This is a genomic window from Microbacterium pullorum, from assembly GCF_014836535.1.
In the GTDB taxonomy this organism is placed as follows: Bacteria; Actinomycetota; Actinomycetes; order Actinomycetales; family Microbacteriaceae; genus Microbacterium; species Microbacterium pullorum.
This window is the reverse complement of record NZ_JACSQP010000001.1, coordinates 213,043-239,471: the sequence shown is the minus strand read 5'-3', so window position 1 is coordinate 239,471 and position 26,429 is coordinate 213,043. Positions and strand designations below refer to the sequence as shown.

General features: G+C 70.3%; 30 protein-coding genes. 21 read left to right on the top strand and 9 right to left on the bottom strand.

All coding sequences use genetic code 11. The features are described 5' to 3' along the window. Positions 1 to 73 precede the first annotated feature (73 nt). From H9651_RS01215 to H9651_RS01200, 4 genes are all read left to right on the top strand, one after another. Positions 74 to 1,018, top strand: coding sequence for a hypothetical protein (locus H9651_RS01215; RefSeq protein ID WP_191717279.1), 945 nt, complete (start codon positions 74 to 76; stop codon positions 1,016 to 1,018). 164 nt (positions 1,019 to 1,182) lie between these two features. Next, positions 1,183 to 2,238 (top strand): nuclease-related domain-containing protein, encoded by a 1,056-nt coding sequence (locus H9651_RS01210; RefSeq protein ID WP_191717278.1) that lies wholly within the window; start codon positions 1,183 to 1,185, stop codon positions 2,236 to 2,238. Between the two features lie 94 nt (positions 2,239 to 2,332). Next, a complete protein-coding gene (locus H9651_RS01205) occupies positions 2,333 to 3,667 on the top strand; it encodes an HNH endonuclease signature motif containing protein (RefSeq protein ID WP_191717277.1) in 1,335 nt (444 codons plus the stop codon). Positions 3,668 to 3,790: 123 nt separating this feature from the next. Beyond that, positions 3,791 to 4,150, top strand: a complete 360-nt coding sequence (locus tag H9651_RS01200) for a nuclear transport factor 2 family protein (protein ID WP_191717276.1) — start codon at positions 3,791 to 3,793, stop codon at positions 4,148 to 4,150. Positions 4,151 to 4,174: 24 nt separating this feature from the next. Here the strand turns inward: H9651_RS01200 and H9651_RS01195 are convergent, their stop codons facing one another. Then, complete coding sequence (locus tag H9651_RS01195) at positions 4,175 to 5,914, bottom strand: ABC1 kinase family protein (RefSeq protein WP_191717275.1); 1,740 nt, start codon at positions 5,912 to 5,914, stop codon at positions 4,175 to 4,177. A 5-nt stretch (positions 5,915 to 5,919) separates the two neighbouring features. Then, positions 5,920 to 6,537 (bottom strand): PadR family transcriptional regulator, encoded by a 618-nt coding sequence (locus tag H9651_RS01190; RefSeq protein ID WP_191717274.1) that lies wholly within the window; start codon positions 6,535 to 6,537, stop codon positions 5,920 to 5,922. A gap of 118 nt (positions 6,538 to 6,655) precedes the next feature. Here H9651_RS01190 and H9651_RS01185 point away from each other — a divergent pair, with 118 nt between their 5' ends. The 3 genes from H9651_RS01185 to H9651_RS01175 all read left to right on the top strand — a co-directional run bounded on the left by H9651_RS01185 (position 6,656) and on the right by H9651_RS01175 (position 8,415). Further along, a complete protein-coding gene (locus H9651_RS01185) occupies positions 6,656 to 7,021 on the top strand; it encodes a DUF2834 domain-containing protein (RefSeq protein ID WP_225216210.1) in 366 nt (121 codons plus the stop codon). A gap of 262 nt (positions 7,022 to 7,283) precedes the next feature. After that, entirely contained in the window at positions 7,284 to 7,892 is a 609-nt protein-coding gene (locus H9651_RS01180; protein WP_191717273.1) for a putative glycolipid-binding domain-containing protein, read from the top strand. Between the two features lie 28 nt (positions 7,893 to 7,920). Beyond that, positions 7,921 to 8,415 (top strand): tetratricopeptide repeat protein, encoded by a 495-nt coding sequence (locus H9651_RS01175; RefSeq protein WP_191717272.1) that lies wholly within the window; start codon positions 7,921 to 7,923, stop codon positions 8,413 to 8,415. Positions 8,416 to 8,440: 25 nt separating this feature from the next. On the opposite strand, the gene H9651_RS01170 is transcribed toward H9651_RS01175, so the two are convergent. Together H9651_RS01170 and H9651_RS01165 are read right to left on the bottom strand one after the other, a co-directional pair. Then, complete coding sequence (locus H9651_RS01170; protein WP_191717271.1) at positions 8,441 to 9,727, bottom strand: M18 family aminopeptidase; 1,287 nt, start codon at positions 9,725 to 9,727, stop codon at positions 8,441 to 8,443. Positions 9,728 to 9,805: 78 nt separating this feature from the next. After that, positions 9,806 to 10,192: a PPOX class F420-dependent oxidoreductase gene (locus H9651_RS01165; protein WP_191717270.1), complete on the bottom strand. Its 387-nt coding sequence runs from the start codon at positions 10,190 to 10,192 to the stop codon at positions 9,806 to 9,808. 315 nt (positions 10,193 to 10,507) lie between these two features. Here H9651_RS01165 and msrA point away from each other — a divergent pair, with 315 nt between their 5' ends. Together msrA and H9651_RS01155 are read left to right on the top strand one after the other, a co-directional pair. Continuing rightward, entirely contained in the window at positions 10,508 to 11,050 is a 543-nt protein-coding gene (gene msrA / locus H9651_RS01160) for a peptide-methionine (S)-S-oxide reductase MsrA (RefSeq protein ID WP_225216209.1), read from the top strand. Positions 11,051 to 11,203: 153 nt separating this feature from the next. Beyond that, positions 11,204 to 12,286: a type I restriction endonuclease gene (locus tag H9651_RS01155; protein ID WP_191717269.1), complete on the top strand. Its 1,083-nt coding sequence runs from the start codon at positions 11,204 to 11,206 to the stop codon at positions 12,284 to 12,286. 30 nt (positions 12,287 to 12,316) lie between these two features. On the opposite strand, the gene H9651_RS01150 is transcribed toward H9651_RS01155, so the two are convergent. Further along, positions 12,317 to 12,517, bottom strand: a complete 201-nt coding sequence (locus tag H9651_RS01150; protein ID WP_191717268.1) for a hypothetical protein — start codon at positions 12,515 to 12,517, stop codon at positions 12,317 to 12,319. A 43-nt stretch (positions 12,518 to 12,560) separates the two neighbouring features. Here H9651_RS01150 and H9651_RS01145 point away from each other — a divergent pair, with 43 nt between their 5' ends. The 8 genes from H9651_RS01145 (at position 12,561) to H9651_RS01110 (ending at position 18,279) form a co-directional block, all read left to right on the top strand. Beyond that, positions 12,561 to 12,893 (top strand): hypothetical protein, encoded by a 333-nt coding sequence (locus tag H9651_RS01145; protein WP_191717267.1) that lies wholly within the window; start codon positions 12,561 to 12,563, stop codon positions 12,891 to 12,893. Positions 12,894 to 13,150: 257 nt separating this feature from the next. Beyond that, the gene (locus tag H9651_RS01140) at positions 13,151 to 13,846 is read left to right on the top strand and encodes a response regulator transcription factor (RefSeq protein ID WP_191717266.1); all 696 of its coding nucleotides are present in this window, start codon (positions 13,151 to 13,153) and stop codon (positions 13,844 to 13,846) included. Beyond that, positions 13,843 to 14,853: a sensor histidine kinase gene (locus H9651_RS01135; RefSeq protein ID WP_191717265.1), complete on the top strand. Its 1,011-nt coding sequence runs from the start codon at positions 13,843 to 13,845 to the stop codon at positions 14,851 to 14,853. The genes H9651_RS01140 and H9651_RS01135 overlap by 4 nt, the downstream gene beginning before the upstream one ends. Positions 14,854 to 14,937: 84 nt before the next feature. Next, a complete protein-coding gene (locus H9651_RS01130; protein ID WP_191717264.1) occupies positions 14,938 to 15,777 on the top strand; it encodes a hypothetical protein in 840 nt (279 codons plus the stop codon). A 46-nt stretch (positions 15,778 to 15,823) separates the two neighbouring features. Continuing rightward, a complete protein-coding gene (locus tag H9651_RS01125) occupies positions 15,824 to 16,630 on the top strand; it encodes a glycosyltransferase family A protein (RefSeq protein ID WP_191717263.1) in 807 nt (268 codons plus the stop codon). Further along, positions 16,627 to 17,463, top strand: coding sequence for an endonuclease/exonuclease/phosphatase family protein (locus H9651_RS01120; RefSeq protein WP_191717262.1), 837 nt, complete (start codon positions 16,627 to 16,629; stop codon positions 17,461 to 17,463). Before H9651_RS01125 ends, H9651_RS01120 begins: the two co-directional genes overlap by 4 nt. Beyond that, positions 17,460 to 18,047, top strand: a complete 588-nt coding sequence (locus H9651_RS01115; protein WP_191717261.1) for a DUF2238 domain-containing protein — start codon at positions 17,460 to 17,462, stop codon at positions 18,045 to 18,047. The genes H9651_RS01120 and H9651_RS01115 overlap by 4 nt, the downstream gene beginning before the upstream one ends. An 88-nt stretch (positions 18,048 to 18,135) precedes the next feature. Next, on the top strand, positions 18,136 to 18,279 hold the full coding sequence (locus H9651_RS01110) for a hypothetical protein (protein WP_191717260.1): 144 nt from the start codon (positions 18,136 to 18,138) through the stop codon (positions 18,277 to 18,279). 93 nt (positions 18,280 to 18,372) lie between these two features. Here the strand turns inward: H9651_RS01110 and H9651_RS01105 are convergent, their stop codons facing one another. From H9651_RS01105 to H9651_RS01090, 4 genes are all read right to left on the bottom strand, one after another. Next, positions 18,373 to 18,960 (bottom strand): hypothetical protein, encoded by a 588-nt coding sequence (locus H9651_RS01105; protein WP_191717259.1) that lies wholly within the window; start codon positions 18,958 to 18,960, stop codon positions 18,373 to 18,375. A gap of 23 nt (positions 18,961 to 18,983) precedes the next feature. After that, a complete protein-coding gene (locus H9651_RS01100) occupies positions 18,984 to 20,126 on the bottom strand; it encodes a zinc-dependent alcohol dehydrogenase (RefSeq protein ID WP_191717258.1) in 1,143 nt (380 codons plus the stop codon). A 103-nt stretch (positions 20,127 to 20,229) separates the two neighbouring features. Next, complete coding sequence (locus H9651_RS01095) at positions 20,230 to 20,724, bottom strand: metallophosphoesterase family protein (protein WP_191717257.1); 495 nt, start codon at positions 20,722 to 20,724, stop codon at positions 20,230 to 20,232. A gap of 12 nt (positions 20,725 to 20,736) precedes the next feature. Continuing rightward, on the bottom strand, positions 20,737 to 21,114 hold the full coding sequence (locus H9651_RS01090) for a hypothetical protein (RefSeq protein ID WP_191717256.1): 378 nt from the start codon (positions 21,112 to 21,114) through the stop codon (positions 20,737 to 20,739). A 261-nt stretch (positions 21,115 to 21,375) separates the two neighbouring features. On the opposite strand from H9651_RS01090, the gene H9651_RS01085 reads away from it, so the two are divergent. From H9651_RS01085 to H9651_RS01070, 4 genes are read left to right on the top strand one after another with little or no spacing between them, the layout of a single operon-like run. Next, on the top strand, positions 21,376 to 22,455 hold the full coding sequence (locus H9651_RS01085; protein ID WP_191717255.1) for an extracellular solute-binding protein: 1,080 nt from the start codon (positions 21,376 to 21,378) through the stop codon (positions 22,453 to 22,455). Between the two features lie 20 nt (positions 22,456 to 22,475). Then, positions 22,476 to 23,537 carry an ABC transporter ATP-binding protein gene (locus H9651_RS01080; RefSeq protein WP_191717254.1) on the top strand — a complete coding sequence of 354 codons (1,062 nt, stop codon included), beginning with the start codon at positions 22,476 to 22,478 and terminating at the stop codon, positions 23,535 to 23,537. A 1-nt stretch (position 23,538) separates the two neighbouring features. Beyond that, positions 23,539 to 25,380 (top strand): ABC transporter permease, encoded by a 1,842-nt coding sequence (locus H9651_RS01075; RefSeq protein WP_318244708.1) that lies wholly within the window; start codon positions 23,539 to 23,541, stop codon positions 25,378 to 25,380. Continuing rightward, positions 25,377 to 26,405, top strand: coding sequence for a LacI family DNA-binding transcriptional regulator (locus tag H9651_RS01070; RefSeq protein ID WP_191717253.1), 1,029 nt, complete (start codon positions 25,377 to 25,379; stop codon positions 26,403 to 26,405). Before H9651_RS01075 ends, H9651_RS01070 begins: the two co-directional genes overlap by 4 nt. The last annotated feature ends 24 nt before the right edge of the window (positions 26,406 to 26,429 follow it).

Here is a 26,429-nt window from a genome sequence, read left to right as displayed (position 1 = left end):
ATCCGCGGCGTGGCGGGCCCTTCCCCCTAGGCTTGCGGCGCCGGTCGGTGCCGCGCGCGGCAGAGGGGGAAACATGAACGCCGAGCCCGTCCTTCCCACCGCACCCGTACACGTCGGTCGCACCGAGGAGACCCGCGCACGATCGCCCTGGGTTCACCTCGGCGTGGGCGTGGCATCCGCCGTGTTCGGGTTGCTGCCCTGGCTCATCACCGGCGCGCGGATGCCGGTGCAGAACCTCTCGGCGTTCGCGCCGACCGATCTCCCGATCGTGCTGCTGCCGTTCAGCCAGTACGACGTGGTGTGGATCTTCGCGCTGCTCGTCGTCGGTGCGGCCGTCGCGGGAATCGCCGGTCGCGCTCTCGGGGTCGGCCGCACGCCGCGGGCCACTCCCCTGCTGCTCGCCGGGCTGGTCGTGCCGCAGGTCGCCGCCGTCGTGCAGACCGCGACCACCGTGGCCGCCACCTTGCAAGACCGCATCGAGGCGGACCTCTACGTCGCCGCCCTCAGCGCCGGCTCGCTCGCGACCGTGGCGATCGGGGTCGCGGTCGCCGCGCTCATCGCACGCGCTCCGCGCGGCGGGGCGCTCACCGGGTTGGCGATCGGTGCTGTCGCAGCGAGTCCCTGGCTGTCGTCTCTCCTCCGCCCGTTCGCTTCCCCCGTCGCCGGGGAACCGCTGCTGCTCTGGATCGTGCCGTGGATCACGCCCGTTCTCGCGGGCGTCGCGATCGCGTGGGCGGGGTTGCGCTCGGTGGGCCGCATCATCGCCGCCGTGGCCACCGTGGCCATCGTCTGGATCGCGCCTGCCCTCATCACGGGCCTCACCAACGCGCTCGGGTTCCGCCTGATCCTCGGCCAGCCGCTGGAGATGCTCGACTACGGCAGCAGCGTCTTCCGCGCCGCGCTGTTCATCCCGGAACTCGCGCTGCGCCCGATCCTCGGCGTGGTGGTCGCCGCCGGCGTCGGGCTGGGCGTCCGCGCGGTGCTCGCCCGGCGCGCGCGGGCGACCGGGGAGGCGTAGGCAGGGGCGGGCGCTGGCGCATGACGCGCCGTTCTGCCGCCCCCCGGCGCACCGAGACGCGGGAGCACAAGTCGACTCCCCGAGGGAATCCCTGCTTGAATGCCGAGTGAGGAGCCTCCGATCGCGACCGCGTGTGACGCCGCTCGTCACGACCCGGGGGACTCATGGACGACCGACCCAGCGCCGACGACGAGCGACGCATGCGGCTGCGATACGCCGGCACGTGCCACCTGTGCGCCGCCCCGCTGGCGGCACGAAGCGAGGCGATCTACGACCGCGAGCACCGCCGCGTGCGATGCGTCTCGTGCGTGCCCGCGGGTACACCGGCATCCCTCGATCCGCAGATGGCCGCACCCACGGATTCAGCGATTGTCGTCGAGCTTCCTGCGGAACCCGAGCTGCTCGCCTCCTCGCCCCAGACCGCGGGCGATCCAGACATCCTGCGCCTGCGCGCACCCGGGTCAGCCGTCATCGCCCAGACCTTGAGCATGCAGGCCACCGCACCGAAGCGTTCTGCCATTCAACGCTTCTTCGGCGTCTCGCCGTTGAGCGCGGAGGCTCGGTCATGGTTCTCGGGAGCCCTCGGCGAGATCGAGGTCGCTCGCATCATCGACCAGCTCGGCCCGGAATGGCACGCCATCCATGCCCTCCCCGTGGGGACTCGGGGCAGTGATCTAGACCATCTCCTCATCGGGCCCGCAGGAGTCTTCACGATCAATTCGAAGCACCACCAGGGTGGAAAGGTCTGGCTCGCGAGCCGGAACCTGACGGTCAACGGCAGGCGCACGGACCATCTGCGCAACGCCGAGCACGAGGCGACCCGCGCCGCGAAGCTACTGTCCCGCGGGGCGGAAACGCCGGTCGATGTCACACCGATCGTCGCGCTGGTGGGCGTCGGCAAGTTCACCGTCCATGAGCGCCCAGAGCGAGTCGTCGTCCTCCTGTCGCCGCGCCTCGCTTCGTGGCTGCGCGGCCGCCCGCAGGGGCTCGCTCCGGCGCAGGTCGCTGAGCTGTTCGACCGGGCCGTCACGCCCGCCACCTGGGGCCATCCGCCCATTCCGAGCGCGGATCTGGGTGCGTTCGCCGAGCTCCGCGAGGAATTCATGAGCGCACGTCGGCGGCGGCGCGCGTGGTCAATGGGCGGGCTTGTCGCGATCTCCATGGCTCCGTTCGGCATCGCCGCCTTGCTTCCCCTCCTGCTGAGCGCCTTCGGATACTGACGCCTGCCGCTCTTAGCGCAAATATTCGCATCAGTTATCCACAGTTCGCGCAAAGCATCGAATCAATGTCGGAGGGGTGCGGGACAATGGACCTATGCACGACAGCCGATACCTCCCCGCCGACGAAGCCGCCGCGCGCGCCGTCGGCCGGCTCGGCGAGGTGCTTCCCGACCTCATCGGCGTGCGCGAACAGATGGCGCGACTCCAGGCGCACGAGGCGCGGCTGCTCGCGCAGACGAGCGGGATCATCGACGACTGGGTGACAGATGCCGGGCTGCAGCGCCGCTCCGAAGCTGAGATGCCCCACCGCATCGCCGCCTCTGAGATCGCCGCCGCGTGGCGCGTGAGTGATCGCACCGTGCAGCGGCAGATCGGCGACGCCGCCACCCTCGTCAACGAGTACCCCGCCACCTTCGCCTCCCTCGAAGCCGGGCGCATCTCGATCGCGCACGCGCGCATCATCGTCGCCAACGGCGCCCTCATCGACCGCGCCGAATTGCGCACGGAGTACGAGGACTCCGTACTCCCCTACGCCGAGAGCGAGGCCGCCTCACGCCTGGCGCCCATCGCCCGCCGCCGCGCCGAGTGGTATGCCGAGACCACATTCGACGAGCGCCATCAGCATGCGCGCCTCGGCCGGCGTGTGTTCGTCAACGACCTCGATGACGGCATGGCCGAGCTGGCGGCGATCCTGCCCGCCGTGCTCGCGCACGGCGCGTTCGACCGGATGTCGCAGTTCGCCCGCCTCGTGCAGGCGACGCGCGATGAGGGCGCCGACGACGCGCTGTTCGCCACCGACGCAGCTCCCGACACCCGCAAGCTCGATGAGCTTCGCGCAGACGTGCTCAGCGATCTGCTGCTCACCGGCGAGCCGTCGTCGGTCTCCGTCCCCGACGGTGGCCTGCGGGCCATCCGCGCGAATGTCCAGGTCACCGTTCCGGTGCTCAGCCTCATCAGCGATGCGGTGACCGACCCGTTCGACGCGGCCATGCTCGCCGGCTACGGCCCGATCGACGCCACCACCGCCCGTATGCTCGCCGCCGAGGCACCGGGATGGGACCGCATCCTCACTCACCCCATCACCGGCAGCGTCCTCGAAGTGGACCGCTACCGGCCCAGCGAGGAGATGCGCCGCTACCTCCGGGCACGCGATCAGCACTGCCGGTTCCCGGGCTGCCGCGTGCCGGCACGCCTCTGCGACATCGACCACACCATCGCGTACGCCGAGGGCGGAGCGACCGACCGAAGAAATCTCGCCCACCTCTGTGAGCGACATCACACCGGCAAACACAACTCAGCCTGGCGAGTGGTGCAGCTGCCTGGCGGCATCCTGGAGTGGACCTCGCCCACCGGGCGCAAATACATCGACCGCCCCGTCACCGAAGTCGCCTTCGCGACCGAACCCGAGCTCGACGCCGCACCCTTCTGATCCACCGCCGAGCGACCCGCGCGGGGTCGCCCCGTGGCCGTCTCGGACACGACGGGACCGACGCGTCGCCGGGCGACACCGGATGCTATTGCCCGGTGTCCATGCCCCGGGTAAACCGGACGCATGAGCAGAACACGCACCTGGCTCGACGGGTACACCGCAGCCTGGAAGTCCGAACACCCCGACGACGTCCGCGCCCTCTTCACCGAGGATGCCGAGTACTGGTTCCGCCCCGACGACGCGGAACCGGCACGCGGCATCGATGCGATCCTCGATGTCTGGCCCGAATCCGAGGGCGCGGATCCGCGCCACAACCTCTCGGTGCTGATCGAGAACGACCAGCTCGGCATCATCAGCGGGTCGGTCGACTACCCGGGCGACACCTCCTATGTGAACCTGTGGGAGGTGCACTTCGCCCCCGACGGCCGGGCGAAGAAGTTCGTGGAATGGTTCATGCCCCGCCAGAAGCCCATCGCGAACTGACCGTCGGCCACGGGACCGATCAGGCTATGACGGCCCGCGCGAACCCACCACACCCGCGAACAGCGCGTGCGCGAGCGGCACGACCGACATCACCATCAGCACTGTGCCGAACACTTCGTCCGCCGGCCGCACGATCGCCCCGGCCACCAGCAGCGCACCGAACAGAATGGCCGACACGATGCGCCGGGCCGCACGTTCCAGCCGGGCGAGGCGTCGATCGAGGCGCGGCGTCTCCACCGCGATGCGCCCCTCGTCGATGCGGTCTATCACTTCGTCGATCCGCCGCGGCAGCGCAGCCGCGACCGACGCGGTCCACACCGCCTGCCGTGCCACGTCCTGCAACAGATTGCCGCGCTCATCCCGCATCAACTGCCCGGCGTATGGCTCGATCGCCTCCCACATGTTGAAGTCGGGCTGCAGCGAGCTGCACACCCCCGACACCAGCGACATCGACCGGATGATCAGCAGGAAGTTCTCCGGCAGCTGGAACGGCATCTCCCGCACGACGTCACCGAACTCTCTCGCGAAGTCGCGGAACTCCGCCGGGTCCACCTGCTGCAGTTCCGCCAGGCCCATCCCGCCGAACCGCCCGAACAGCTGGGTCATCGCCCGTTCCAGCTCGCGGGTGTCCGCCGACGGCAACAGTGCCCCGACATCACGGATGCTGTCGACGAGTCCCTTGCCGTCGCGCGACGCCACGGCGACCACGAGTTTGCGCAGCCCGCGGCGAAGGGTCGGGGTCACCTCGCCCATCATCCCGAAGTCGATGAACGTCAACTGCCACGGTTGCGACCCCGTGGCATCCGCCGAGGCGCCCGCACCGCGTGGGGTGATGAAGATGTTCCCCGGGTGGGGGTCGGCGTGGAAGAACCCGTCGCCGAACAGTTGCTGGAACATCGCCGAGGCGAACGTGTGCGCCACCTCGGTCGGGTCGATGCCGGCGGCGCGCAGCGCGTCGACGTCGTTGACCTTGATGGCGGTGACGTCGGCAAGGGTCAGCACCCGACGCGTGGTGCGCTCCCACACCACTTCAGGAACGGTGATGCGCGGGTCGCCCGCGGTATTCGCTGCGAATCGTTCCGCGTTGCCGGCTTCGAGCAGGTAGTCGATCTCGGCCATGCTCGTGACCGCGAACTCCTCCACGAGTGCGGGCATGTCCACGCGGCGCGCCACGATTCGAACGCGGCTCAGCCACCGAGCCACGCGCCGCAGCGCCAGCAGGTCGACGTCGACGATCTGCTGGATGCCGGGACGCTGCACCTTCACCACGACGTCTTCGAGGCCGGTGAGTTCAACGTCGAGCGCCGCGAGCCGCGCGCGATGCGCTTGCCCGAGGGATGCCGCAGCGATCGGCACCTCGTCGAACGCCGCGAATGCACGGTCCAGCGGCATCCCGAGTTCGGCTTCGGCCGCCGCACGGATAGCGGGGAACGGCACCGGCGGCACCTCATCCTGCAGCCCTTCGAGCTCCTTCGTGATCTCGGGCGGCAGTACGTCCAGGCGCGACGACATGAACTGCCCGACCTTGATCATGAGCCCGCCGAGATCGACCGCGAGCACGTGGAAGCGCTGGGCGATGCGGGTCATGCGCGCGGCGCGCCCCCGCGCGACGAAGCGGGCGAGACCGAACCGGGGCAGGAAGAGCTCGAACCACCACGACTGCACGAGCGCGCGCGCCGCGAACCTCAGGATGCGCCGGTAGCGCGCACGAATGGCACCGTCAGCGGGACCGTCCGTGCGCGCGTCCCGACGCTCCGCCGCCACGCCGATCAGCTCTGCGCGAGAAGCGCGTACATCCGGCGACGCGCCTCGTTGAGCACCTCGACCGCTTCCGCGACCTGCTCGGGATTGCCCGACCGGCCCACCTGCGCTGCGGCCTGAGCCAGCTCCATGCCGGCCTTCGGCAGCGCCGTCATGCGCGCGTTCTCCTTGGACTGGCCCTCCCACGGCGCGGACTTGCCGGCGACGGAGTCCGCCTCGGCGCGTCCTGCTTCGGTGAGGGCGTACGTCTTGCGACCGTTGGCTTCCTCAGCGGTGATGAGGCCTTCGTCGGCCAGCAGCTGCAGAGTCGGGTAGACACTGCCGGCGCTGGGCTTCCACGAGCCGCCGCTGCGCTCCTCGATCTCCTGGATGATCTGGTATCCGTGCATCGGCCGCTCCGCCAGCAGGCTGAGCACGGCGATGCGCACATCGCCGCGTCCCATGCGGCTCGTGCCACTGGGGCGCTGCTCGAACGTGCGACGCAGCTGGTCGACGGCATCCCACATGCCCTGTCCGAGATCGCCGATGCCGAATCCGTGGGATCCCCCGCCGAATCCGCCCGGGCCTCCCCCGAAGCCACCGCGTCCGCTCTGTCCGAAACCGCCCGTGCCGTATGAACCGCTCATGATGGTCCCCCTTCGTCGTCGGCGAGTCTCACCGATACTTGACGATATATCGTTCACGGTCTGCACAACAGGGTCCGGCTGGCTCGCACACGTGCTTCCCAGGGAGGACAATGCCGCCATGACGACCCCACGGATGCCACGCTGGACACCCCTCGCCCTCGCCTACCTCGTGCTCGCGCTCGTGGGCCTCGTGGTCACCTTCATCATGAACGCCTGGTCGGTCGTCGCCGGCCGCGACTACCTCGGCGACATCTTCGGCGGCGGGCCCGCGGTGGGGTCGATCGGCGTGGACCTGCTCGTCGTCGCCGTCGCCGGATGCGTGCTCATCGTCACCGAGGCGCGTCGACTCGGGATGCGGCACGCGTGGCTGTACATCGTGCTGTCGGCCGTCACGGCGTTCGCGTTCACGTTCCCGCTGTTCCTCGCGATGCGCGAACGTCGCCTCCAGGCGACGGCCCCCGCGCCCGCGCCACGCACCCTCTGACCGCCACCCGCCCGGTTCGGGGCGCGTATCGGGCAACACACCGCCCCACACCCCGGTTCGGGGCGCGAAACGGGCAACGCACCGCCGGGCACCCCGGTTCGGGGCGCGTATCGGGCAACGAACGGCTCCGGCCCGGATGTCGACGGCAGCGGCGCGCGCAGAGCGCAGAGCGCAGAGCGCCGCGTGGCCCGGAGATCGGCGCGTCGCCGGAATCCCACGCAACCCCGTTGCCGCGGCGTGAGCGGCAAGGTAGACACGAAAAGTGGACAGTGAGCGATATCAGTGGCGCGGCGAGAACGACCCGTCGCGCGTCGACACCGCCTATGTGCGATTCCGCGACTCCGGCATGCGCGCGCACGGCTCCTCGGTGACGAGGCGGTACACCCTCTCATGGACCCTCGACGTCGGAGACGGCTGGCTGACCGACCACCTGCGGGTTCGCTCGCTCGGCAAGGGCTGGTCGCGCTCCCTCGACCTGCGCCGAGGCAGGGGAGGCGACTGGCGTTCCACCGTCGCGCAGACCGGCAGCATCGACCTCGCAAAGCCGGGTATCGGTGCCGACGTCGACCTCACCGGCGCCGTCGACTGCGACCTCGGCCTGTGCCCGGTGACCAACCTCATGCCGATCCGCCGGCTCAACCTGCACCGGGCAGACCGCGATGAGACCCAGCTTCCGATCGCCTGGGTCGACGTGCCGTCGCTGCAGGTCACCCGCCAGGAGCAGATCTACAGCTCGCACAGCCCGGGCGGGGAGCGACTGGTGCGGTACGAGAGCGGCGACCGCGAGTTCACCTCCGACATCACGGTCGACCACTACGGCATGGTGATCGACTACCCCGGCCTCGCGTGGCGGGTGACCGCCGACGCTTGACACCTCCGCCCCGCAATACGCTGGCCGGATGACTGCCGACGAGTGGGAGCGACAGGTTGCGGGCGTGTGGGGCGACCCTGACATGGGCGACGACGAACGCATCGAGCGCATGCGTACGTTGGCGGATGCCGCACCCCACCCGGCCCTCGCCGCGTTCGAGGTGGGCGGGACGATGGATTCTGCGGGGCACGAAGCCGAGGCGGATGAGCACTACGCCGCCGCGACGGGGGCGGGGCTCGCCGGCATCGACGCCGCACGTGCTGCTCGGCTGGTGATCCAGCACGCGTCGACGCTGCGCAACCTCGGCCGCGTCGACGAGGCCATCGCGCTGCTCGAGACCGCGCCCGCGCACACCGCCGTCGGCGCCGCACCGGCGGTGTTCCTCGCGCTCGCGCTGCACAGTGCGGGACGCGTCGACGAGGCGCTGCGGGTCGCGATCGAGGCGCTCGAGCCCACCCTCCCGACCTACAACCGGTCGGTACGCGCGTACGCGGCCGCTCTCACCGAACCGCCTCCGGCCTGAGCCGGGGCGCGCGCGAGCCCGGCCCTCAGCCGCGGAAGAAGACCTCGGCCACGCGCTGCAGGTCCCAGAGGTCGCTGACGCCGGCGAGCTCGCGGGCCGAATGCATCGACAGGATCGGAATGCCGACATCGACGGTGCGCATGCCCAGCCGGGTCGCCGTGATGGGCCCGATCGTCGACCCGCAGGGCACCGAGTTGTTCGACACGAACTCCTGCGACGCCACACCGGCCGCGTCGCACCAGCCGTTCCAGGCCGCCGCGCCCACGGCATCGGTCGCATAGCGCTGGTTGGCGTTGATCTTGAGGATCGGCCCGCTGCCGAGCTTCGGCTGCACCACGGGGTCGTGCTTGTGCGGGTAGTTCGGATGCACCGCGTGGCCCACGTCGCTCGACACGCACCAGCTGGCGGCGAGGGCGCGCAACTGCTGCGCGCGGTCGGCACCGAGGCCGAGCCACACGCGCTCGAGCACGTCCGAGAGGAACGGTCCGGCCGCCCCCGACCGGGTGCCCGACCCCACCTCTTCGTGGTCGAACACGGCGAGCATCGCGATGTGGTCGGCATCGAACCCGTCGGCGGCCCGTTCCAGCGCGACGACGCCGGCGTGCACGGATGCCAGATCGTCGAGGCGCCCGGAAGCGAAGAACACGTCGTCGAGCCCGAAGACCGAGCCGCGGGCGGCGTCGGCGGTGACGACGTCGTAGCCGCGGATGCGCGCGGCATCCACTCCGGCCTCGCGCGCCAGCTCACCGAGCAGATCGGCGGAGTCCGCTTCGCCCAGGCCCCACACCGGCTGGGTCTGGGTCTGCTTGTCGAGGGCGAGGTGGTCGTTCGCCTCGCGGTCGAGGTGGATCGCCAGCTGGGGCAGCCGCAGCAGCGGCCCGGTTGCGGTGAGCACCGAGCTGCCGTCGTCGAGCACGAGCCGGCCGGCCAGACGCAGCTCGCGGTCGAGCCACGAGTTCAGCAGCGGGCCGCCGTAGATCTCCACGCCGGCCTGCAGCCAACCGAGTCTCCCGGTGGTGGACTGCGGCTTGAGCTTGAAGCCGGGCGAGTCGCTGTGCGCGCCGAACACCCGCACCGGCGTCTGCGCGGTCGCGCTCTCGGGCACGACCCAGGCGATCACGGCCCCGTCGCGCACCACCGCGAAACGTCCGCCGGGAGCGGCGGGCCACGGCTCGTCCTCGCGCAGCAGCGTGAAACCGGCATCCGTCAGCCGTGTGGCGACGTGCTCGGCGGCGTGAAAGCTCGAGGGGGACGCGGCGACGAACGCGGCGAGGTCTTCGGCATGGGTGAGCGCATCGGCGGCTGCAGGCACGGGGTACTCCTCGGAACGACGGACGGTTCTTCGATCGTAGTTCGGCGGCCCGTCCGGCGCGGCGGGGCGGCGGGGCGGTCAGCCGATGATGAGCGCGACAGAGCCGGTGGCAGCCCCGCGGCGCAGCTTCTGGCCGGCGCGCAGCAGCGTGTACTTCATGCCGTACTTGGCCTTGAGTGCGCGATCGAGGCGGGCCATCGACTCGGCGTCGTCGCGCACCACCGCGGTCGCCTCGACGGTGGGCGCGCCGTCGGCGACCTTGCCGCGCGCGTCGCACGGGGTGAGGGTGACCCGCGCGGTGTGACGCAGTCGCTTGACCTTGCCGGAGGTGCCGCCGGTCGTCACCAGCAACTCGCCGCCGTCGGGCGCCACCCACACCGGGGTGCCGACGGCGATGCCGGTCTTGCGGAAGGTCGTCAGAAGCACGAACTCGGACTCGGCGATGTCGCTCAACGCGGGTTGCATCCGTCCATTGTGCCCGCACCCGGTGCCCGTCGGGCCGGGAATGGATACGGTCGGCGGGCCGATCCGGTGGGGACGCGCGGCGAGTCGGATGCCGCGGCATCCGTTTCGACGAGCACGCCGTCGATCACGACCAGCGATCGCCCGTGGCGGAACGGCGGGTATGGAGACTCGAAGCCCGCTCCCAGGTTCGCGGGACCAAAACAGCGCCGGCATCCGTTGCTCTCTATGACCGGCAACGCCCCGGCAGCCGCCAGGGCTGAAATACTGCAACGGTCCCACCGGACCGCTGAGACCACAGCACGAGGAGCACGCATCATGACCGACACCGGAGCCATCACCCGCACCCCCGGCACCGAGACCGCCGTGCTCGCCGGCGGCTGTTTCTGGGGCGTCGAAGACCTGATCCGCCGTCAGCCCGGCGTGCTGGACACGCGCGTGGGCTACACCGGCGGCACGAACGACCACGCCACCTACCGCCACCACCCGGGCCACGCCGAGGCGGTCGAGATCGTCTTCGACCCCACCCAGACGACGTACCGCGACATCCTGGCGTTCTTCTTCCAGATCCACGACCCCTCGACCCTCAACCGGCAGGGCAACGATGTGGGCACGAGCTACCGCTCGGCGATCTTCCCCCTCAGCCCCGAGCAGGAGCAGATCGCGCGCGACACCATCGCCGACGTGGATGCCTCGGGCATCTGGCCGGCCAAGGTCGTCACGACCATCGAGCCCGCGGGCCCCTTCTGGGAGGCCGAGCCCGAGCACCAGGACTACCTGCAGCGCATCCCCCACGGCTACACCTGCCACTTCGTGCGTCCCGGCTGGGTGCTGCCCAAGCGCGAAGACGCCGTGAGCTGAGCTGCAAGCCTTGGGCCCGCCGCCCGCGTCGATCATCGGCGCGGGCGGCGGGCGCCTTCTATCGGCGCACGCGGGGGCCGCGGCGGACGGTGCGGCCGGCACACTCCGCGATACTAGGCTTCTTCAAAGCCAACTGATTTCCTGGGGGAAACAATGGATTTTGAGGATCGCCTCAACGCGCTCGCAACAAAAGTTCGCAACCAAGCTGCCGCGATCGGTACAGAAGAGGCGACGAAGAACGCCTTCATCATGCCGTTCATATCGACGATCCTGGGCTACGACGTCTTCGACCCACTCGAGGTCGTGCCCGAATTCACCGCCGACGTCGGGATCAAGAAGGGCGAGAAGGTTGACTACGCCATCATGCGGGATGGCGAAGTACAGATCCTGATCGAGTGCAAAGCGTCGACCGGCGTTCCGAAGATCGAGCACGCATCCCAGCTTTTCCGGTACTTCTCGACGACGAACGCTCGAATTGCGGCACTGACTAACGGCGTCATCTGGCAGTTCTATACCGATCTCGATGCACCTAACCGTATGGATGCGAAGCCGTTTCTCGTGCTCGACCTCCTCGACATCGATGAGACCTTGATCCCCGAGGTCCAGAAGATGAGCAAGGACAGCTTCGACCTGGACTCGATCATCAGCGCCGCTGAGGAGCTCAAGTACGTCGGCGTGATCAAGCGCGAGATCGCTGGGCAGTTCCGAGAGCCGAGTGACGAATGGATCAAGTTCTTCACCACACGCGTTTACGACGGCGCGTTCACGAAGAACGTTCGCGAGCAGTTCACGTCGCTCGTCACGAAGGCTTCGCGGCAGTTCCTGACCGAGAGCGTCAACGACCGACTGAAGACCGCACTCGGGGCGGGTGTCACGGTGGCGCCGACGGAGACACCAGACGTGACGTCGGAGCCTGTTGCAGAAGACGACCTCAACCGGGACACGGAGATCGAGACGACGCTCGAGGAACTCGAGGGCTACCAGATCGTCAAGGCGATCGCTTGCGGAGAGATCAAGCCTCAGCGCGTAACCCAGCGTGACGCGAAGAGCTATTTCGCCGTCCTTCTGGACGACAACAACCGGAAGCCCATCGCCCGACTTCACTTCAACTCGCGGCAGAAGTACTTGGGCCTCCTCGATGAGAATAAGACGGAGACCCGTTACCCGCTCGCATCGCTCGACGAGATCTACCAGCACGCAGAAGCGATCCGCGAAGCGGTAGTCAGGTACCGCTGACGCCCCGAGGAGCCAGTCGCCGCGCGCCGACTATCGGCGCACGCGGCGGCGGCCGCCGCGGACGTTGCCGAAGTGGGTCGCGAGCAGCAGCGCCATGGCGCTAGCGGCGAGCGCAGACACGACGCGCTCCCCCGCGGTGCCCTCGGTGCGCTCCAGCAGCAGGCGACCGGCGAAGAGGTTGCCGGCGCTCCAGGCGGCATTGACAGCCAGAGTGAGCGGCCGGCAAGCCATCAGGGCTCTGGCGCATCCGGCGGCGGCTGAGGAGGATGTAACGGTGACCATCCCGCCCCGCGACACCGCCGGCGGTCCGTTCGCCGCCACCCTCGTGGTGAACATGCCGGTGACGAAACTCGACGCGCTGGATGTGATCGCCTACGTCGCCGACGCCGAGATAGAGTACGCCGGCACCGCGGACCCCCGCGTGCCGCTGGCTCCGGGCGCGTGGGCCGAGGTGCAGATCCCGAAGTTCGCCGATCCGCCGCCGCTGGCAATAGACGTGTGCTCGGACGTCTCCGCGGAGCACGCCCAAGAGCACGCCGACCGACTCGCCGCCGCGCTCACCCGCGTCGGGTGGATGGTGCGGTCGGCCCGCGATGGCGAGCGCTGACGGTTCGGGGCGCGTAACGGGGCCCGAACCCCGCGGTGCCCCGGTTCGGGGCGCGTAACGGGGCCCGAACCCCGCGGTGCCCCGGTTCGGGGCGCGTAACGGGGCCCGAACCCCGCGGTGCCCCGGTTCGGGGCGCGTAACGGGGCCCGAACCCCGCATCCACCCGGTTCGGGGCGCGTAACGGGGCCCGAACCCCGCGCTCCCCGCTCGAGCATTCGGGGCTTTCCACCTCCGGCGTGGTCTCCTAGCCTGGCCGCATGCCGGACCGTACCGCCCACGCGAGCCCTGGAGCCCGCGGCCCGCACCCGCGGCTGCTGTACGTCGAGGACGAGAGCGAGACGGCGGCGATGGTCGTCGAGGTGCTCTCCGACGAGTACGACATCGACCATGCCGCCACCGGAGAAGACGGCCTCGCCCTGGCCCTGCGCAACCGCTACGACGTCATGGTGATCGACCGGCGTCTGCCCGGGCTGTCGGGGGTCGAGCTGCTCGAGGCCGTGCGCACCGCGCGCATCGCGACCCCCGTGCTGCTGCTCACGGCGCTCGGCACCGTGAGCGACCGCGTCAGCGGGTTGGATGCCGGCGCCGATGACTACCTCGTCAAGCCCTTCGATTTCGCCGAGCTGAGTGCGCGGCTGCGCGCCCTGCGGCGCGGGCGGGGGGCCGGAGACCGGCGAGAGCTGGGCGACTGGGTCTTCACTCCCGCGTCCCAAGCGCTCTACTCGCCGCGCGACGAGCGCATCGCGCTGACGGCGGCGGAGACCGACCTGCTCGAGCTGCTCACCTCGAGCCCCGAGCATGTCTTCTCGCGCGACGAGATCGTCGCCGCCGTGTTCCCGGGAGGGTCCGCTGCGACCGTCGACTCGTACGTGCACTACGTTCGGCGCAAGTCCACTCCGGAGATCATCGAGACCGTCCGCGCGCGCGGGTACCGGGCGGGGATGCCGCGATGACCGGCCGCGCCGACACCGCCGTCGCCGCCGACCGGCGGCGCGTGAACCGCGCCGCACTGCGGGCGGGGCTGTGGGTGGGCATGGCCGCCGCGGCGCTCGTGGCCGGCGTGACCACCGCCACCGTGGCGGTGATGATCGGCGCCTCGCGGCCCGACCGCGGCGGCCCGCACGGCGGGCGGCGGTCGCGGGTGATCGACCTCGACCTGGTCGTACCGCTGACGGTCGCACTGGGTCTGCTGGGTGCGGTCGCCCTCGCCGTGCTCGCCTGGTACGCCGCCCGCCGCGCGGCCGCGCCCCTCGCCGACGCGCTGCGGGTGCAGCGTGCCTTCGTCGCCGATGCCGGGCACGAACTGCGCACCCCACTGACGACCCTGAGCAGCCGCATCCAGCTGGCCCAGCACCGCGCCACCCACGGCGGCGACGTCGTCGAGGCCCTGGCCGGCCTCCGACGCGACGCCGACGCGATGGATGCCGCGCTGACCGACCTGCTCGTCGCCGCCGAGACCGCCGCAGGAGGGCGCAGCGACCGCACCGCTGTGACGTCGGTCGCCGACGCGGCGGCCGACGCCGTGGCGGTGACCGAACCGCGGGCCGCCGAACGCGGCATCCGCCTGATCGTCGAGGTGCCGCCCGATGCGGCCGCGGCGGCGACGCGGGCTGCGCTGGGTCGGGCGCTCATCGCGCTGCTCGACAACGCGGTGCGCCATTCACCGCCGGGCGGCACCGTGGTCATCCACGCCGACACGGCGGGCCGCCGGGTGCGCATCCGGGTGGCAGACCAGGGCCCCGGCATCACCGGGATCGATCCCGAGCGGCTCTTCGAGCGCTTCACCCGGGCGGCGGCTCCCGCCGAGGGGCGCCCGCACGGCTTCGGCCTCGGCCTCTCGCTCGTGCGCGACATCGCCGTGCGCTTCGGCGGCGACGTGGCGGTGGAGAGCACGTCGCCGCAGGGCACGGTGTTCGTGCTGCGGCTCCCCAAGGCACGACGCTCCGCGCGGCCAGCCTGACATCGTTCGATCAGGAACCTATGGAGTTGCCGCATCGGCGCGACTCTTGGAGTCATCTTGGAACGCGCGCGCGACAGTGTCAGCATGCCTGAGAACACCACCCCCGACACCGAGAAAGAGACCATCCCCACCCCGCCGCCGCTGCCGACGGCCACCCCGACGGCCGCGACGACACCCCTCGACTCGCCCGAGCCCGCGGCACCGGCAGAGCCCGCCCATGCGCCGACGGCCGAGGCCGCAGCGCCCGCCGCGCCCGCCGAGCCCGTCCACCCGACGCAGCCGACGACCGACGCGGAGAAGAAGCCGTTCATGCAGCGCACCTGGGTCAGGGCCACCGGCGCCGCTGTCGCCGGTGTCGTGCTGCTCGGGGTGGGCTTCGGCGCCGGCTGGGCCGTGTCAGACGCCGTCGAGCCCGCCCTGGCCGGCAACACCGCCGACGCCGAGATCGGGCAGGACGGCGGACCCGGCCGCTGGCAGCAGGACGAGACCGACCAGGACGGCGAGTTCACCCGTCCCGGCCCGGGCGGCGGCATGCACGACCGCGGGTTCGGCGACAGCCAGCGCCCCGGCGACGATCTGCAGGACGACCAGACGCAGGACGACACCACCGCACCTGAGGACAGCGACCGCAACTCCGACAGCAGCAAGTCCGACGGCGACAGCGAGTCCGACAGCACCGAGTCCGACAGCAACACCCGCGGCGACCGCGACCGCACCGCTCCCGAGAGCGGATCGGAGAGCGCCCGCTCGTCGTCCTGCCCCCCGGTGCCACACCTCACCCCCCCCCGCCCGCGCCGACCCACCCGGGTCCGGCGCGGCCGGTTCGTCGTCGCGGGGCGCAGACCCCACGGCATCCGCCGGCCCGGCGCGGATGACAGACGGCGGTATCCGAGTGCCCCCGCCGCGTCAAGTCGCCGGGGGTGACGTGCCAGGTCGGTAGCGTGGATGCCACCCGCACCGAGGAGATGCCGTGACCGCCGCCCCCACCCCGACGACACCGACCGTGTCGGTGGTGATCCCGGTGAAGGACGACGCCCGACACCTGCGGCAGTGCCTCCACGCACTGGCGATGCAGACCCGCCTGCCCGACGAGATCGTCGTGGTCGACAACGCCTCCGTCGACGACTCCGCCGACGTCGCGCGCGCGGCGGGCGCGCAGGTGGTGCGGTGCGACGCCCCCGGCATTCCCGCCGCCGCCACCGCCGGCTACGACGCCACCTCCGGCGACCTCATCCTGCGGCTGGATGCCGACTCCCGCCCTGGCCACCACTGGGTCGAGGCGATGGCCGGTGCCCTCATCGCGCGCCCCGACGTCGCGGCGTACACCGCCGGTGCACGGTTCATCGACGGCCCGCGGGCGCTGCGCACCCCGCTGGCGCTGATCTATCTCGGCGCCTACCTCGCCGTCGCGGTGCCCGCGCTCGGGCATCTGCCGCTTTTCGGGTCGAACCTGGCCATGCGCGCCGGCGCCTGGCGGGCGGTGCGCGATCGCGTGCACCGCGACGACCCCGAGATGCACGACGACTTCGACCTGGCCTTCCACCTGGGTGAGCGCCACCGCCTCCGCTACCTGCGCGACGCCCGCGTGGGGGTCTCGATGCGACCGTTCGGCCCCGACGCCGGGTTCGCTCGCCGGATGCGGCGCGGCTCGCGCACCGTGGTCGCGCACTGGCCGGCGGATTTTCCGCCGGTGCGGTGGCAGAAGATCCTCTATCTGCGCCTGCGGCAGCGCTGGCGCGCTGCCCGCGCGGTCCGCGCTGAGGCCGGCCTCCGATGACGGCGCCACTGTTCGGTGCCGTCGCGGCGCCCGACCTGCACGTGATGACGCTCAACGTGCGCCGACGGATGCCGCGGCTGCTCGGCCGTCCCGCCGACAGCTGGCGCATCCGCCGCGCGCGTGTGCGAACCCTGCTGCGCGGCGAACACCCCGCGCTGCTGGGCGTGCAAGAGGCCCTCCCCGACCAGGCCGACACGATCGGCACCGCGCTCGGCGCGGAGTACCGCCGCATCGGTCACGGCCGTCAGCGGGGACCGCGGGGCGAGGCGTGCCCGATGTTCTTCGACGCCGCACGACTCGAGCTGGTCGACTGGACCCAGACGGCGCTCTCGGATGAGCCCGACCGGCCGGGCTCGGCATCCTGGGGCAATCTGATCCCACGGGTGCTCGTGCGAGCGGTGCTGCGCGACCGGGCGACAGATGCGACGTTCGCTGCGTTCAACACACACCTCGACGTCTTCTCCGGCCGCGCCCGCGTGCGCGGCGCGGAAGAGATACGCCGGCAGGTCGTCGATCTGCGACTGCCGGCGGTCGTCATGGGTGACCTCAACGCCGGCCCCGACTCCCCCGCCGTCGCCGGCCTGCTGCGCGACGGAGTGCTGGTCGACGCCTGGCGCGCCGCCGGTGAGCGCGTCACGGCGGAGTGGGGCACGTACGGTGGGTACCGTGAGCCGCGACGCGAACGTGACCGCATCGACTGGATCGTGGTGACCCCCGACGTGGACGTGCGCAGTGCGGGGATCAACGCGCAGCGGATGCTCGGCGGCTGGCCATCGGACCACCTCGCGGTGCAGACCGTGCTGCGGGTGCCGCGAATGGAGAGTCTGCCGTGAAGAAGAACTTCCTGCGGCCGCCGTCGGGGGCCCTCGAGATCATCGCCGACCTGCTGCGCACGATCGGCGTGCTGAGCGTCATCGGTGCGGCGATCTGGAGCACGGCGACCGACGCCGGCATCCTCGCACTGGCGTTGCCCGCCCTCATGGTTCCCCGCTTCATCGGCGCCCGAGCGGCGTTCGACATCGTGTACTCGGTGACGGTGCTGGTGGCGGCCTGGAGCAACGTCATCGACCTGTACCGCACCGTCGACAACTGGGATCTGATCCTGCATTTCTCGTGCACCGCCGTGCTCGCGGCGATGGCCTATCTCGTGCTGGTGCGCTTCGCCATCGTCGCCGACCCGCAGGCGCCCGGCTCGCTCGCCCGCACGCCGCTCGTCGTGGTGCCCGCACTGGGCCTCGCCGCGAGCGCGGTGTGGGAGATGATCGAGTGGGTCGGCTACGCCTTCATCACCGATGAGATCTTCGTGACCTACCAGGACACCATCGGCGACATGGCCGTCGGGGCCCTCGGTGCGGTGGTCGCCGGCATCGTCGTCGCCCGGGTTCGCCTGGAGCGACCCGACGCGCGAGCCCACTGACACATCCCTCGCCCACGCGCAATGCCCGGGCGCGGCCGGGGCGAGGGTGCTTCACTGGCACCTCATCGACCCACGACCGGAGGCCATCATGACCGACGCGCACAACACCCAGGGCACCCCAGACGGCGATCTCGAGGCCGACACCGCCTCGGGCGGATCCCCCGATGAGCCCACGACCCCCGACACCACCGACGAGCAGGGCAAGCCGGTGGACAACCCCTCGGGAGGGTGAGGGCGGTACCGGGCGCAGGCAGCACGGCCGGCCGCGGATCGAAGCGGCGGTGATCGTGCTGTCCTGCGCCCGGTCGTTGCGGGTGGGGCGTGACTACCCGTGCGTGCGGCGCTTCGCGGCAGGCAGGAACGCGGCCCGCGCCAGCTTGACCACGACCACGGATGCCAGCACCCACGGACCCACCACGAGGATCGGATCGAGCCAGGCGTGCTTGAGGTCGATGCGGCCCCGCCCGACGCGCGATGCAAGGGGGTGGTGGGCGACTTCACCCGTCACGCCCGACTGGGTGAGGGGATCGTCGGGTCGCCGGCTGAACAGTGACGCCGCGTGCGACCCGACGGCATCCACCCGATCTCCGAGCACCAACAGCAGCCAGTGCGCGGTCTGCCCCTCGCTGAAGCGGTCGTAGGCGAAGCGGCGCACGGCGCCGGACACGCCGTGCAGCGGCTGAGCGGTGCCGAAGACGGGGGTGAGCCGCTCATGCTCGATCGAGCGCTCGCGTCCCTCGCCACCTGGCTGCTGCTCGGGCAGCTCCCAATGCGCGCCGGTGACGATGTCGGGCTGCTCGCGGGGGAACGCGGGACGATCGGCGGGGTCGAGGTCGGCTCCCCATCCCGGGATGCGGGCGCGCAGAGCGTCGGTGTCGGGGGTGGAACCGGGCTTGTCTGCGGTGTACGGCATGTCGGTCTCCTTACGAGCGGCGCTCAGGCCACCGTGATGACGGGCTTGATGATGTCGTCGAGCTTCGACGAGAAGATGTGGTAACCCTCGGCGATGTGCTCCAACGGGATGCGATGGGTGACCATCTCGCTCGGCGCGATGTGGCCGGCGGCGATGTGCTCCAGCAGCCGCGGCCACTGGCGCTTGACCGGCGCCTGGTTCATGCGCATCGTGACGCCCTTGTTCATGGCATCGCCGAACTTCACGGCACTGAACAGCGGCCCGTAGGCGCCCACCACCGAGATGGTGCCGGCTTTGCGCACCGAGTCGATCGCCCAGTTCAGCGCGACCGGCGACCCGCCCTGGAGCTTGAGCTTCGCCGAGGTCACGTGCTGCAGGACGTGCCCGTCGGCTTCGGCGCCCACGGCCTCGATCACGACGTCCGCGCCCAGGCCGCCGGTGCGCTTCTTGACCTCGCGCACGATGTCGTTCACCTGACCGAAGTTGATGGTCTCCGCGAAGGCGAACTCCTCCGCCTTGCGCAGCCGGTAGTCGAGGTAGTCGACGACGATGACGCGCCCGGCGCCCATGAGCCACGCAGAGCGGGCGGCAGCCAGCCCGATCGGACCGGCCCCGAAGACCACGGCGGTGTCGCCCTCGACGATGTCGGCCAGCTGGGCGCCGAAGTACCCCGTGGAGAAGGCATCGGTCAGCAGCAGCGCGTCCTCGGGGTTGACGCCGTCGGGGATCACGGCGGGACCCACATCGGCGAACGGCACGCGCACGAGCTCGGCCTGACCGCCGTCGTAGCCTCCGGCGGTGTGGGAGTAGCCATAGATGCCGCCGACGGCGGTGGCGTTGGCGTTGACGTTGTGGCAGTTGGAGAACAGCCCTCGCGCACAGAAGAAGCAGCTGCCGCAGAAGATGTTGAAGGGCACCATCACGCGGTCGCCGACCTTCAGGTTCTGCACCGACGATCCGACCTGCTCGACGCGGCCGATGAACTCGTGGCCGAACGTGTGCCCGACCCGGGTGTCGGGGAGCATCCCGTGGTAGAGGTGCAGGTCGGAGCCGCAGATGGCGGCCAGCTCGACGCGCACGATCGCGTCGTTGGGGTGATGGATGGTGGGGTCGGGCTTGTCTTCCACGCGCACTTTGTAGGGCCCGCGGTAGGTCATCGCTTTCATGTGTCCTCCTTGTCGGTTGACCAGTGTGGTCCGCCCGCGCACCCGATGCCCGGGGGTTGCGCATCCCCGCGGAGCGTGGCAAACGCCGGCGTGCGCTGGAATGTCAGAGCGGGATCAACCGCACGTCCCGCAACTCGCCGGCATCCACGAGCACCGTCATCATCGTGTGCCGCGGCTGCCGGCGTCGGTCGGTGGGCGAGCCGGGATTGAGTAGCCGCAGCCCTCCGGGAGCCGTGGTGTCCCACGGGATGTGACTGTGCCCGAACACGAGCACATCGACGTCGGGGTACGCCTGCGGCATCCGCACCTCGCGTCCGCGCGCGTCACCGGTGTCGTGCACGACGGCGAATCGCACGCCCTCGATCTCGCGGCGCGCGACCTCGGGCAGACGCGCCCGCAGGTCGGGCCCGTCGTTGTTCCCGTAGACGCCGAGCACCTCGGCATGCTCGGACAACTCATCGAGCACGGCAGCCGAGACCCAGTCGCCCGCGTGGATCACCAGATCCGCGGCATCCGCGGCGCGCAGCACGGCATCGGGCAGGCGCCGGGCGCGGCCGGGGATGTGCGTATCGGAGATCAGCAGCAGGTTCGTGGTCACTGCGGGCGACCCTCAGGCCGTGCCGAGCGTGGCGACCAGGTAAATGCCGACGAAGGCCAGCACGATGCCCACCGCCATCACGGCCAGGAGCAGGGTGAGCCGCCGCCCCCGTCCGGCGGAGTCGGACTCGCGGCGACCGCTGACGAACATCACTGCCCACAGCGCCACCGCCCACACGATCCCCACCAGCGGCAGGACGATCTGGTCGGTCGTGAACGCGATCACGTACAGCACGATCGCGACAGCCCCCAGGATGCCGGCCGGAACGAGCCAGCGCGACGCGGAACCCGCAGGGAGGTTCGGGTCTTGCGCAGGGTCGGGGGCCGCGGGCATCGGCTGCTCGTCGGGGACCTGCGCGGCTCCGTGCGGGCGGTGTCGTTCGTCGGTCATGTCACGCTCCTTCGATCGGCTTCCACCTTCGTCGACGGCCGCACCCGGTCGGCAGGGCTTGACACTGCGGGGCGGGTCGCCTTATTCGCACGTGGCGAATCGTTCATCTGGCTCACGCTTCTCGTTCATGCCGCCGCTCTAGCGTGGCTGCGAACGCGCGACCGCACTCACGAAAGAACGATTTGGTTGTGCGATCAACACAAAAGGTGGAGTAGTGTCCCCATGGTGGGATCCACCTCAACGACGAGCGAGAGGCACAGCATGTTCGGAGCAGGTAAGAAGAAATTGGCGATCGCGGGCGCAACGGCGGTAGCCGTGCTCGCCCTCAGCGGCTGCGCCGGCGGCGACACCGATGCCGACACCGGCGATGCCGGTGCCGGGGCGTCGGATGCGACCCTCATCGTCTACACCAACTCCAACTCCGACGGCCGCGGCGAGTGGTTGCAGGCCCAGGCCGAAGAGGCCGGCTTCGACATCGAGATCGTGGGCCTCGGCGGCGCCGACCTGACCAACCGCATCATCGCGGAGAAGAACAACCCCGTCGGCGACGTGGTGTTCGGGTTGAACAACATGTTCTTCGAGCAGCTCAAGGCAGAGGATGCCATCGCCGCATACGAGCCGAGCTGGAGCGACGAGGTGCCCGCCGACGCCGGAGACCCGGCAGACGGCGTCTACTGGCCGCTCGTGCAGCAGGCGATCGTGACGGTCTACGACGAGAACACCGTCACCGACGCGCCCAGCGACACCGATGACCTCGCCACCGATTCCGCCTACGCCGGTCGCTACGAGGTCAACCCCGCACTCGGTCAGGCCACCCCGCAGCTGGTGCTCGCGAGCATGCTCACGCGCCACCTCGATGAGGACGGCGACCTGGGCGTCAGCGACGATGGCTGGGAGCTCGTGGAGGCTTACTACGCCAACGGATCGCCCGTGGTGGAAGGCACCGATCTCTACGCCCGCATCAGCCGTGGCGAGGTGGACTACGGCGTGCTGCCCTCCAGCGGTATCGCCGCACGTGACGAGGAGTACGGCACCACGACCGGCATGATCGTGCCCGAGTACGGCGTGCCCTACGTCACCGAGCAGGTATCGGTGATCAACGGCTCCGCGAACGAGCAGCGCGCACAGGAGTTCATCGACTGGCTCGGCAGCGCCGAGGTGCAGGGTGCCTTCGCCGCCGAGTTCAACGCGATGCCCGTCAACGAGGGCGCCGTCGCCGAGGCCGACCCCGAGGTCGTCGCACTGCTCGACGAACTGCCCCGCCAGGAGATCGATTTCGGTTTCGTCAGTGAGCACCTTGGCGACTGGGTCGAGAAGGTCACACTCGAGTACATCGGCTGAGAAGGCGACGGGAACAGACAGTGATCCGCTTCGACGACGTCGACGTCACCTTCGGCGAGCACCACGCGGTGCGAGGTCTCGACCTCGAGATCCGCGAGGGCGAATTCTTCACCCTGCTCGGCCCGTCGGGATGCGGCAAGACGACAGCGCTGCGATCGCTCGCCGGCTTCATCCAGCCGTCGCGCGGACGCATCTTCATCGGCGACCGCGACGTCACGAACGTCGCGAGCGAGAAGCGCGGCGTGGGGATGGTCTTCCAGAACTACGCCCTGTTCCCGAGCATGAATGTGCGGGAGAACATCGCCTTCGGGCTGGCGGTGCGCAAGACCCCGAAGGCCGAGCAGCGCAGGCTGGTCGACGAGGTGGCCGAGCGCACCGGCCTCGCATCCGCACAGCTGGACAAGAACGTGGCGGAACTCTCCGGTGGTCAGCAGCAGCGCGTGGCGATCGCCCGCGCGCTGGTGCTGACCCCGAAGATCCTGCTGCTGGACGAACCGCTGTCGAACCTCGACGCGAAGCTGCGGGTGCAGCTGCGCGAGCAGCTCAAGCAACTGCAGCACGAGGTCGGTGTGACTACTGTCTACGTCACGCACGATCAGGAGGAGGCGCTGACCCTCAGTGACCGCATCGCCGTGCTGGATGCCGGTGAGCTGCAGCAGGTCGGCACCCCCGAGGAGATCTACGACCGCAGTGCGACCTCGTTCGTCTGCCGGTTCATCGGGGAGAGCAACCGCCTCACCCCGACCGTGCTGCGCCGGCTGCGCGAGAGCGCGGCGACGAGCGGTGCGGCATTCGATCTTCCCCTCCTCGCTGAGGATGCGGAGAGCTACGTGCGCCCCGAGAAGGTATCGGTCACGGTGGACGCCCCCGTGTCGGGAGCCGCCCGGGGCACGCTGAGCGTCGATGGCACCGTCGAAGGGCGCACCTACCACGGCAGCCACAGCGTCTACACCGTCGCGGTGGACGACGCGAAGCTGCGCGTGAGCGTGCCCGGCACCGCCGCCGCGAAGCGGTGGGAACCCGGGACGCGGGTGACGCTGGGGATGGATCCGCGCTGGGTGCTGCAGTACCCGGGGAGCTGACATGGCGCTGACCACTCCCCCGCCGCCCGAGGCCGACGAACTGCCCGCCGCCGCGGCCGCCCTGCCGTCGCCCCGTAGCCGGCGACGCCGGGCCGGGCAGGCCCGTGCCATGCTGCGCTCGCCCATGGTGTGGATCACCGGGGTCGCGGTGCTGTGGTTCGCCGCCGCCTTCCTGGTGCTGCCCAACCTGACCCTGCTCGGTGCCACGTTCTTCCCCGATGGGCAGTTCAGCCTGCGCGCGGTGGACAAGCTCCTCGGCAGCGAGCGGGCGATGCGCACCCTCGGCAACAGCTTTCTGCTGGCGATCACGCTGTCGATCACCGTCAACGTCGTCGGCGTGTTCATCGTGCTGGTCACCCAGTACTTCCGCATCCGCGGATCGCGGCTGCTGTGGCTCGGCTACGCCACCACCCTCATCTACGGCGGCATCGTGCTGGCCGCCGGCTACAACTTCATCTACGGCCAGTACGGCTTCGTCACGAACCTCGCCCTGAACATCTGGCCCGACCTCGACCGCAACTGGTTCTCCGGGTACTTCGCCGTGGTGTTCGTGATGACGTTCGCCACGACCACGAACCACATGCTGTTCCTGTCGTCGTCGCTGGCGAAGATCGACTTCGCCTCGATCGAGGCCGCCAAGCTCATGGGCGCGTCGACGTGGACGATCCTGCGGCGCATCGTGCTGCCGGTCATGCGCCCCATGCTCTTCGCCGTGACGGTGCTCACCTTCCTCATCGGGCTCGGTGCGCTGACCGCCCCGCTCGTGCTCGGCGGGCCCGACTTCCAGACGGTGGCACCGCTCATCGTCGACCTCTCCCGCAGCCCGGTCACCCGCGACATCGCGGCGCTGCTGGCCATCGTGCTGGGCGTCGCGACGATCATCCTGCTGGCGATCATGAATCGGGCCGAGAAGAGCGGCGTCTACTTCTCGGTCGCGAAGGTCGCCACCCCCATCCAGAAGCAGACCATCCCGAACCCGGTCGCCAACGCCGTCGTGCACGTGCTGGCGTACCTCGTCTGGCTGATCTACCTGATCCCCGTCGTGCTGATCGTGCTGTTCTCCTTCGTGGATGCCCGCAGCATCCTCGCCGGCAGCATCACGCTCGACAGCTTCACGCTCGACAACTACATCACCGTGTTCACCACGCCCGACGCGATCCGTCCGTTCGTCGTCAGCGTGGTCTACAGCGCCGTCGCGGCGATCGTCGTCGTGGGCGGGCTGCTGTTCGTCGCCCGCGTGCTGCAGCGCTACCGCAACCCGCTGACCTCGCTCATCGAGTACGTGCTGCACATCCCGTGGATCCTCCCCACGGTGCTCATCGCGCTCGGACTCGTGATGACGTTCGACAAGCCCAACCCCTGGGTCGGCAACGCGGTGCTCACCGGCACCCCGGTGCTGCTGCTGATGGCCTACATCATCATCAAGATCCCGTTCACACTGCGTCTGCTCAAGGCGGCGTTCGCGTCGGTGCCCGACTCGCTCGAAGATGCCTCGCGCATCCTGGGAGCCAAGTCGCTCACCGCGTTCCGCCGGGTCATCATCCCGCTCGTGCTGCCCACCGCAGCGGCGATCACCGCGCTGAACTTCAACAGCCTGCTCGACGACTACGACGCGGCGATCTTCCTTTACCACCCGCTGTACAAGCCGCTGGGTGTGGCGATCCAAGAGAGCACGCGCGGCGAGAACAACCTCGACGCGATGCCGATCACGTTCGTGTACACCGTGCTGCTCATGGTCATCATGGGTCTCGTGATGTACTTCGTGTACGGTCGGGGCTCGCGCGCCGGCGGACCGCGGCGCCCGTCCCGATCGGCACGGCGTGGCGGGAGGGAACGCGCATGACCGATGCGCCTGATCGTCCCCCACTGCGGGTGACCATCAGCGACGTCGCCGCGGCGGCGGGGGTGTCCCGTGCCACGGCGACCCGCGCGCTCAAGGGCGAGGGACGCTTCGCGGAACAGACCCGCGCACGCATCCTCGACATCAGCGAACGCCTCGGCTACGTGCCGAACACGATGGCTGCGGAACTCGCAGCGGGACGCACCGGCACGGTCGGTCTGCTGCTGCGCGACGCGAGCAACCCGGCATACGGCCTGCTGTTCTCGTGCCTGCAGGACGAAGCCAACCGATGCGGGCTGGACCTCGTCACCGTGACGATCGGCGCCGACAGCGGCGGCACGAAGCAGGTCACGGCGCTGCAGCGTCTGCTGGGCATGCGTGTCGCCGGCCTCATCGTCGCAACGGGCGGCGTGACCAACGCGCAGCTCGAACCGTTCGCCGACCAGGTGCCGATCATCCGCGCGGGCAGGGATGCCACAGGCGACCGCGTGCACTCCGTCGCCTACGACGAGCAGTCCCACGGCGCGCTGCTCGCGGCGCACGTCCACAGCCTCGGCCACCGCCGTGTCGCGGTGCTGGCCACCGACCCCGCGGCATCCTTCCCCGAGCATGTGCGCGTCACCGCGATGCGCGAGCACCTGGAGTCCGCCGGGGTCGAGGTCACCCCCATCGCGGTGGGGGCGGGACCCGCCGAGGGCGTGGACGCCGCGCTCGCCCTGGCATCCGCCGGCCGGGTCACCGCCGTCATGTGCCCGTCGGACTACCGGCAGCTCGCCGTGCTGCGCGCGGCGCGGGATGCCGGCATGAGGGTTCCCGCAGACTTCAGCGTCACCGGGTGCGACGGCATCCTGCCCGGCGCCGACCTGCTGGGGCTCACGACGGTGCGCGTCCCGGTGGAAGCGGTGGCGCGCGAGACCGTCGCCGCCATGCAGCACCTGCTCGACACCGATTCCGACTCCGACGACCTGGTGCGCCGCTCGTATGCCGGGCCGCTCGTCGCCGGCACGACCGCCGCTGTGCTGCTGTGACGCGACCCGCGCCGGCTGCTCCCG

What these genes read in the sequence shown, in the direction of transcription:
- H9651_RS01215 (WP_191717279.1), top strand. Translation starts at nt 74, where the DNA reads ATGAACGCCGAGCCCGTCCTTCCCACCGCACCCGTACACGTCGGTCGC.
- H9651_RS01210 (WP_191717278.1), top strand. Translation starts at nt 1,183, where the DNA reads ATGGACGACCGACCCAGCGCCGACGACGAGCGACGCATGCGGCTGCGA.
- H9651_RS01205 (WP_191717277.1), top strand. Translation starts at nt 2,333, where the DNA reads ATGCACGACAGCCGATACCTCCCCGCCGACGAAGCCGCCGCGCGCGCC.
- H9651_RS01200 (WP_191717276.1), top strand. Translation starts at nt 3,791, where the DNA reads ATGAGCAGAACACGCACCTGGCTCGACGGGTACACCGCAGCCTGGAAG.
- H9651_RS01190 (WP_191717274.1), bottom strand. Translation starts at nt 6,537, where the DNA reads ATGAGCGGTTCATACGGCACGGGCGGTTTCGGACAGAGCGGACGCGGT.
- H9651_RS01185 (WP_225216210.1), top strand. Translation starts at nt 6,656, where the DNA reads ATGACGACCCCACGGATGCCACGCTGGACACCCCTCGCCCTCGCCTAC.
- H9651_RS01175 (WP_191717272.1), top strand. Translation starts at nt 7,921, where the DNA reads ATGACTGCCGACGAGTGGGAGCGACAGGTTGCGGGCGTGTGGGGCGAC.
- H9651_RS01165 (WP_191717270.1), bottom strand. Translation starts at nt 10,192, where the DNA reads ATGCAACCCGCGTTGAGCGACATCGCCGAGTCCGAGTTCGTGCTTCTG.
- msrA (WP_225216209.1), top strand. Translation starts at nt 10,508, where the DNA reads ATGACCGACACCGGAGCCATCACCCGCACCCCCGGCACCGAGACCGCC.
- H9651_RS01155 (WP_191717269.1), top strand. Translation starts at nt 11,204, where the DNA reads ATGGATTTTGAGGATCGCCTCAACGCGCTCGCAACAAAAGTTCGCAAC.
- H9651_RS01150 (WP_191717268.1), bottom strand. Translation starts at nt 12,517, where the DNA reads ATGGCTTGCCGGCCGCTCACTCTGGCTGTCAATGCCGCCTGGAGCGCC.
- H9651_RS01140 (WP_191717266.1), top strand. Translation starts at nt 13,151, where the DNA reads ATGCCGGACCGTACCGCCCACGCGAGCCCTGGAGCCCGCGGCCCGCAC.
- H9651_RS01135 (WP_191717265.1), top strand. Translation starts at nt 13,843, where the DNA reads ATGACCGGCCGCGCCGACACCGCCGTCGCCGCCGACCGGCGGCGCGTG.
- H9651_RS01130 (WP_191717264.1), top strand. Translation starts at nt 14,938, where the DNA reads ATGCCTGAGAACACCACCCCCGACACCGAGAAAGAGACCATCCCCACC.
- H9651_RS01120 (WP_191717262.1), top strand. Translation starts at nt 16,627, where the DNA reads ATGACGGCGCCACTGTTCGGTGCCGTCGCGGCGCCCGACCTGCACGTG.
- H9651_RS01110 (WP_191717260.1), top strand. Translation starts at nt 18,136, where the DNA reads ATGACCGACGCGCACAACACCCAGGGCACCCCAGACGGCGATCTCGAG.
- H9651_RS01105 (WP_191717259.1), bottom strand. Translation starts at nt 18,960, where the DNA reads ATGCCGTACACCGCAGACAAGCCCGGTTCCACCCCCGACACCGACGCT.
- H9651_RS01100 (WP_191717258.1), bottom strand. Translation starts at nt 20,126, where the DNA reads ATGAAAGCGATGACCTACCGCGGGCCCTACAAAGTGCGCGTGGAAGAC.
- H9651_RS01090 (WP_191717256.1), bottom strand. Translation starts at nt 21,114, where the DNA reads ATGACCGACGAACGACACCGCCCGCACGGAGCCGCGCAGGTCCCCGAC.
- H9651_RS01085 (WP_191717255.1), top strand. Translation starts at nt 21,376, where the DNA reads ATGTTCGGAGCAGGTAAGAAGAAATTGGCGATCGCGGGCGCAACGGCG.
- H9651_RS01075 (WP_318244708.1), top strand. Translation starts at nt 23,539, where the DNA reads ATGGCGCTGACCACTCCCCCGCCGCCCGAGGCCGACGAACTGCCCGCC.
- H9651_RS01070 (WP_191717253.1), top strand. Translation starts at nt 25,377, where the DNA reads ATGACCGATGCGCCTGATCGTCCCCCACTGCGGGTGACCATCAGCGAC.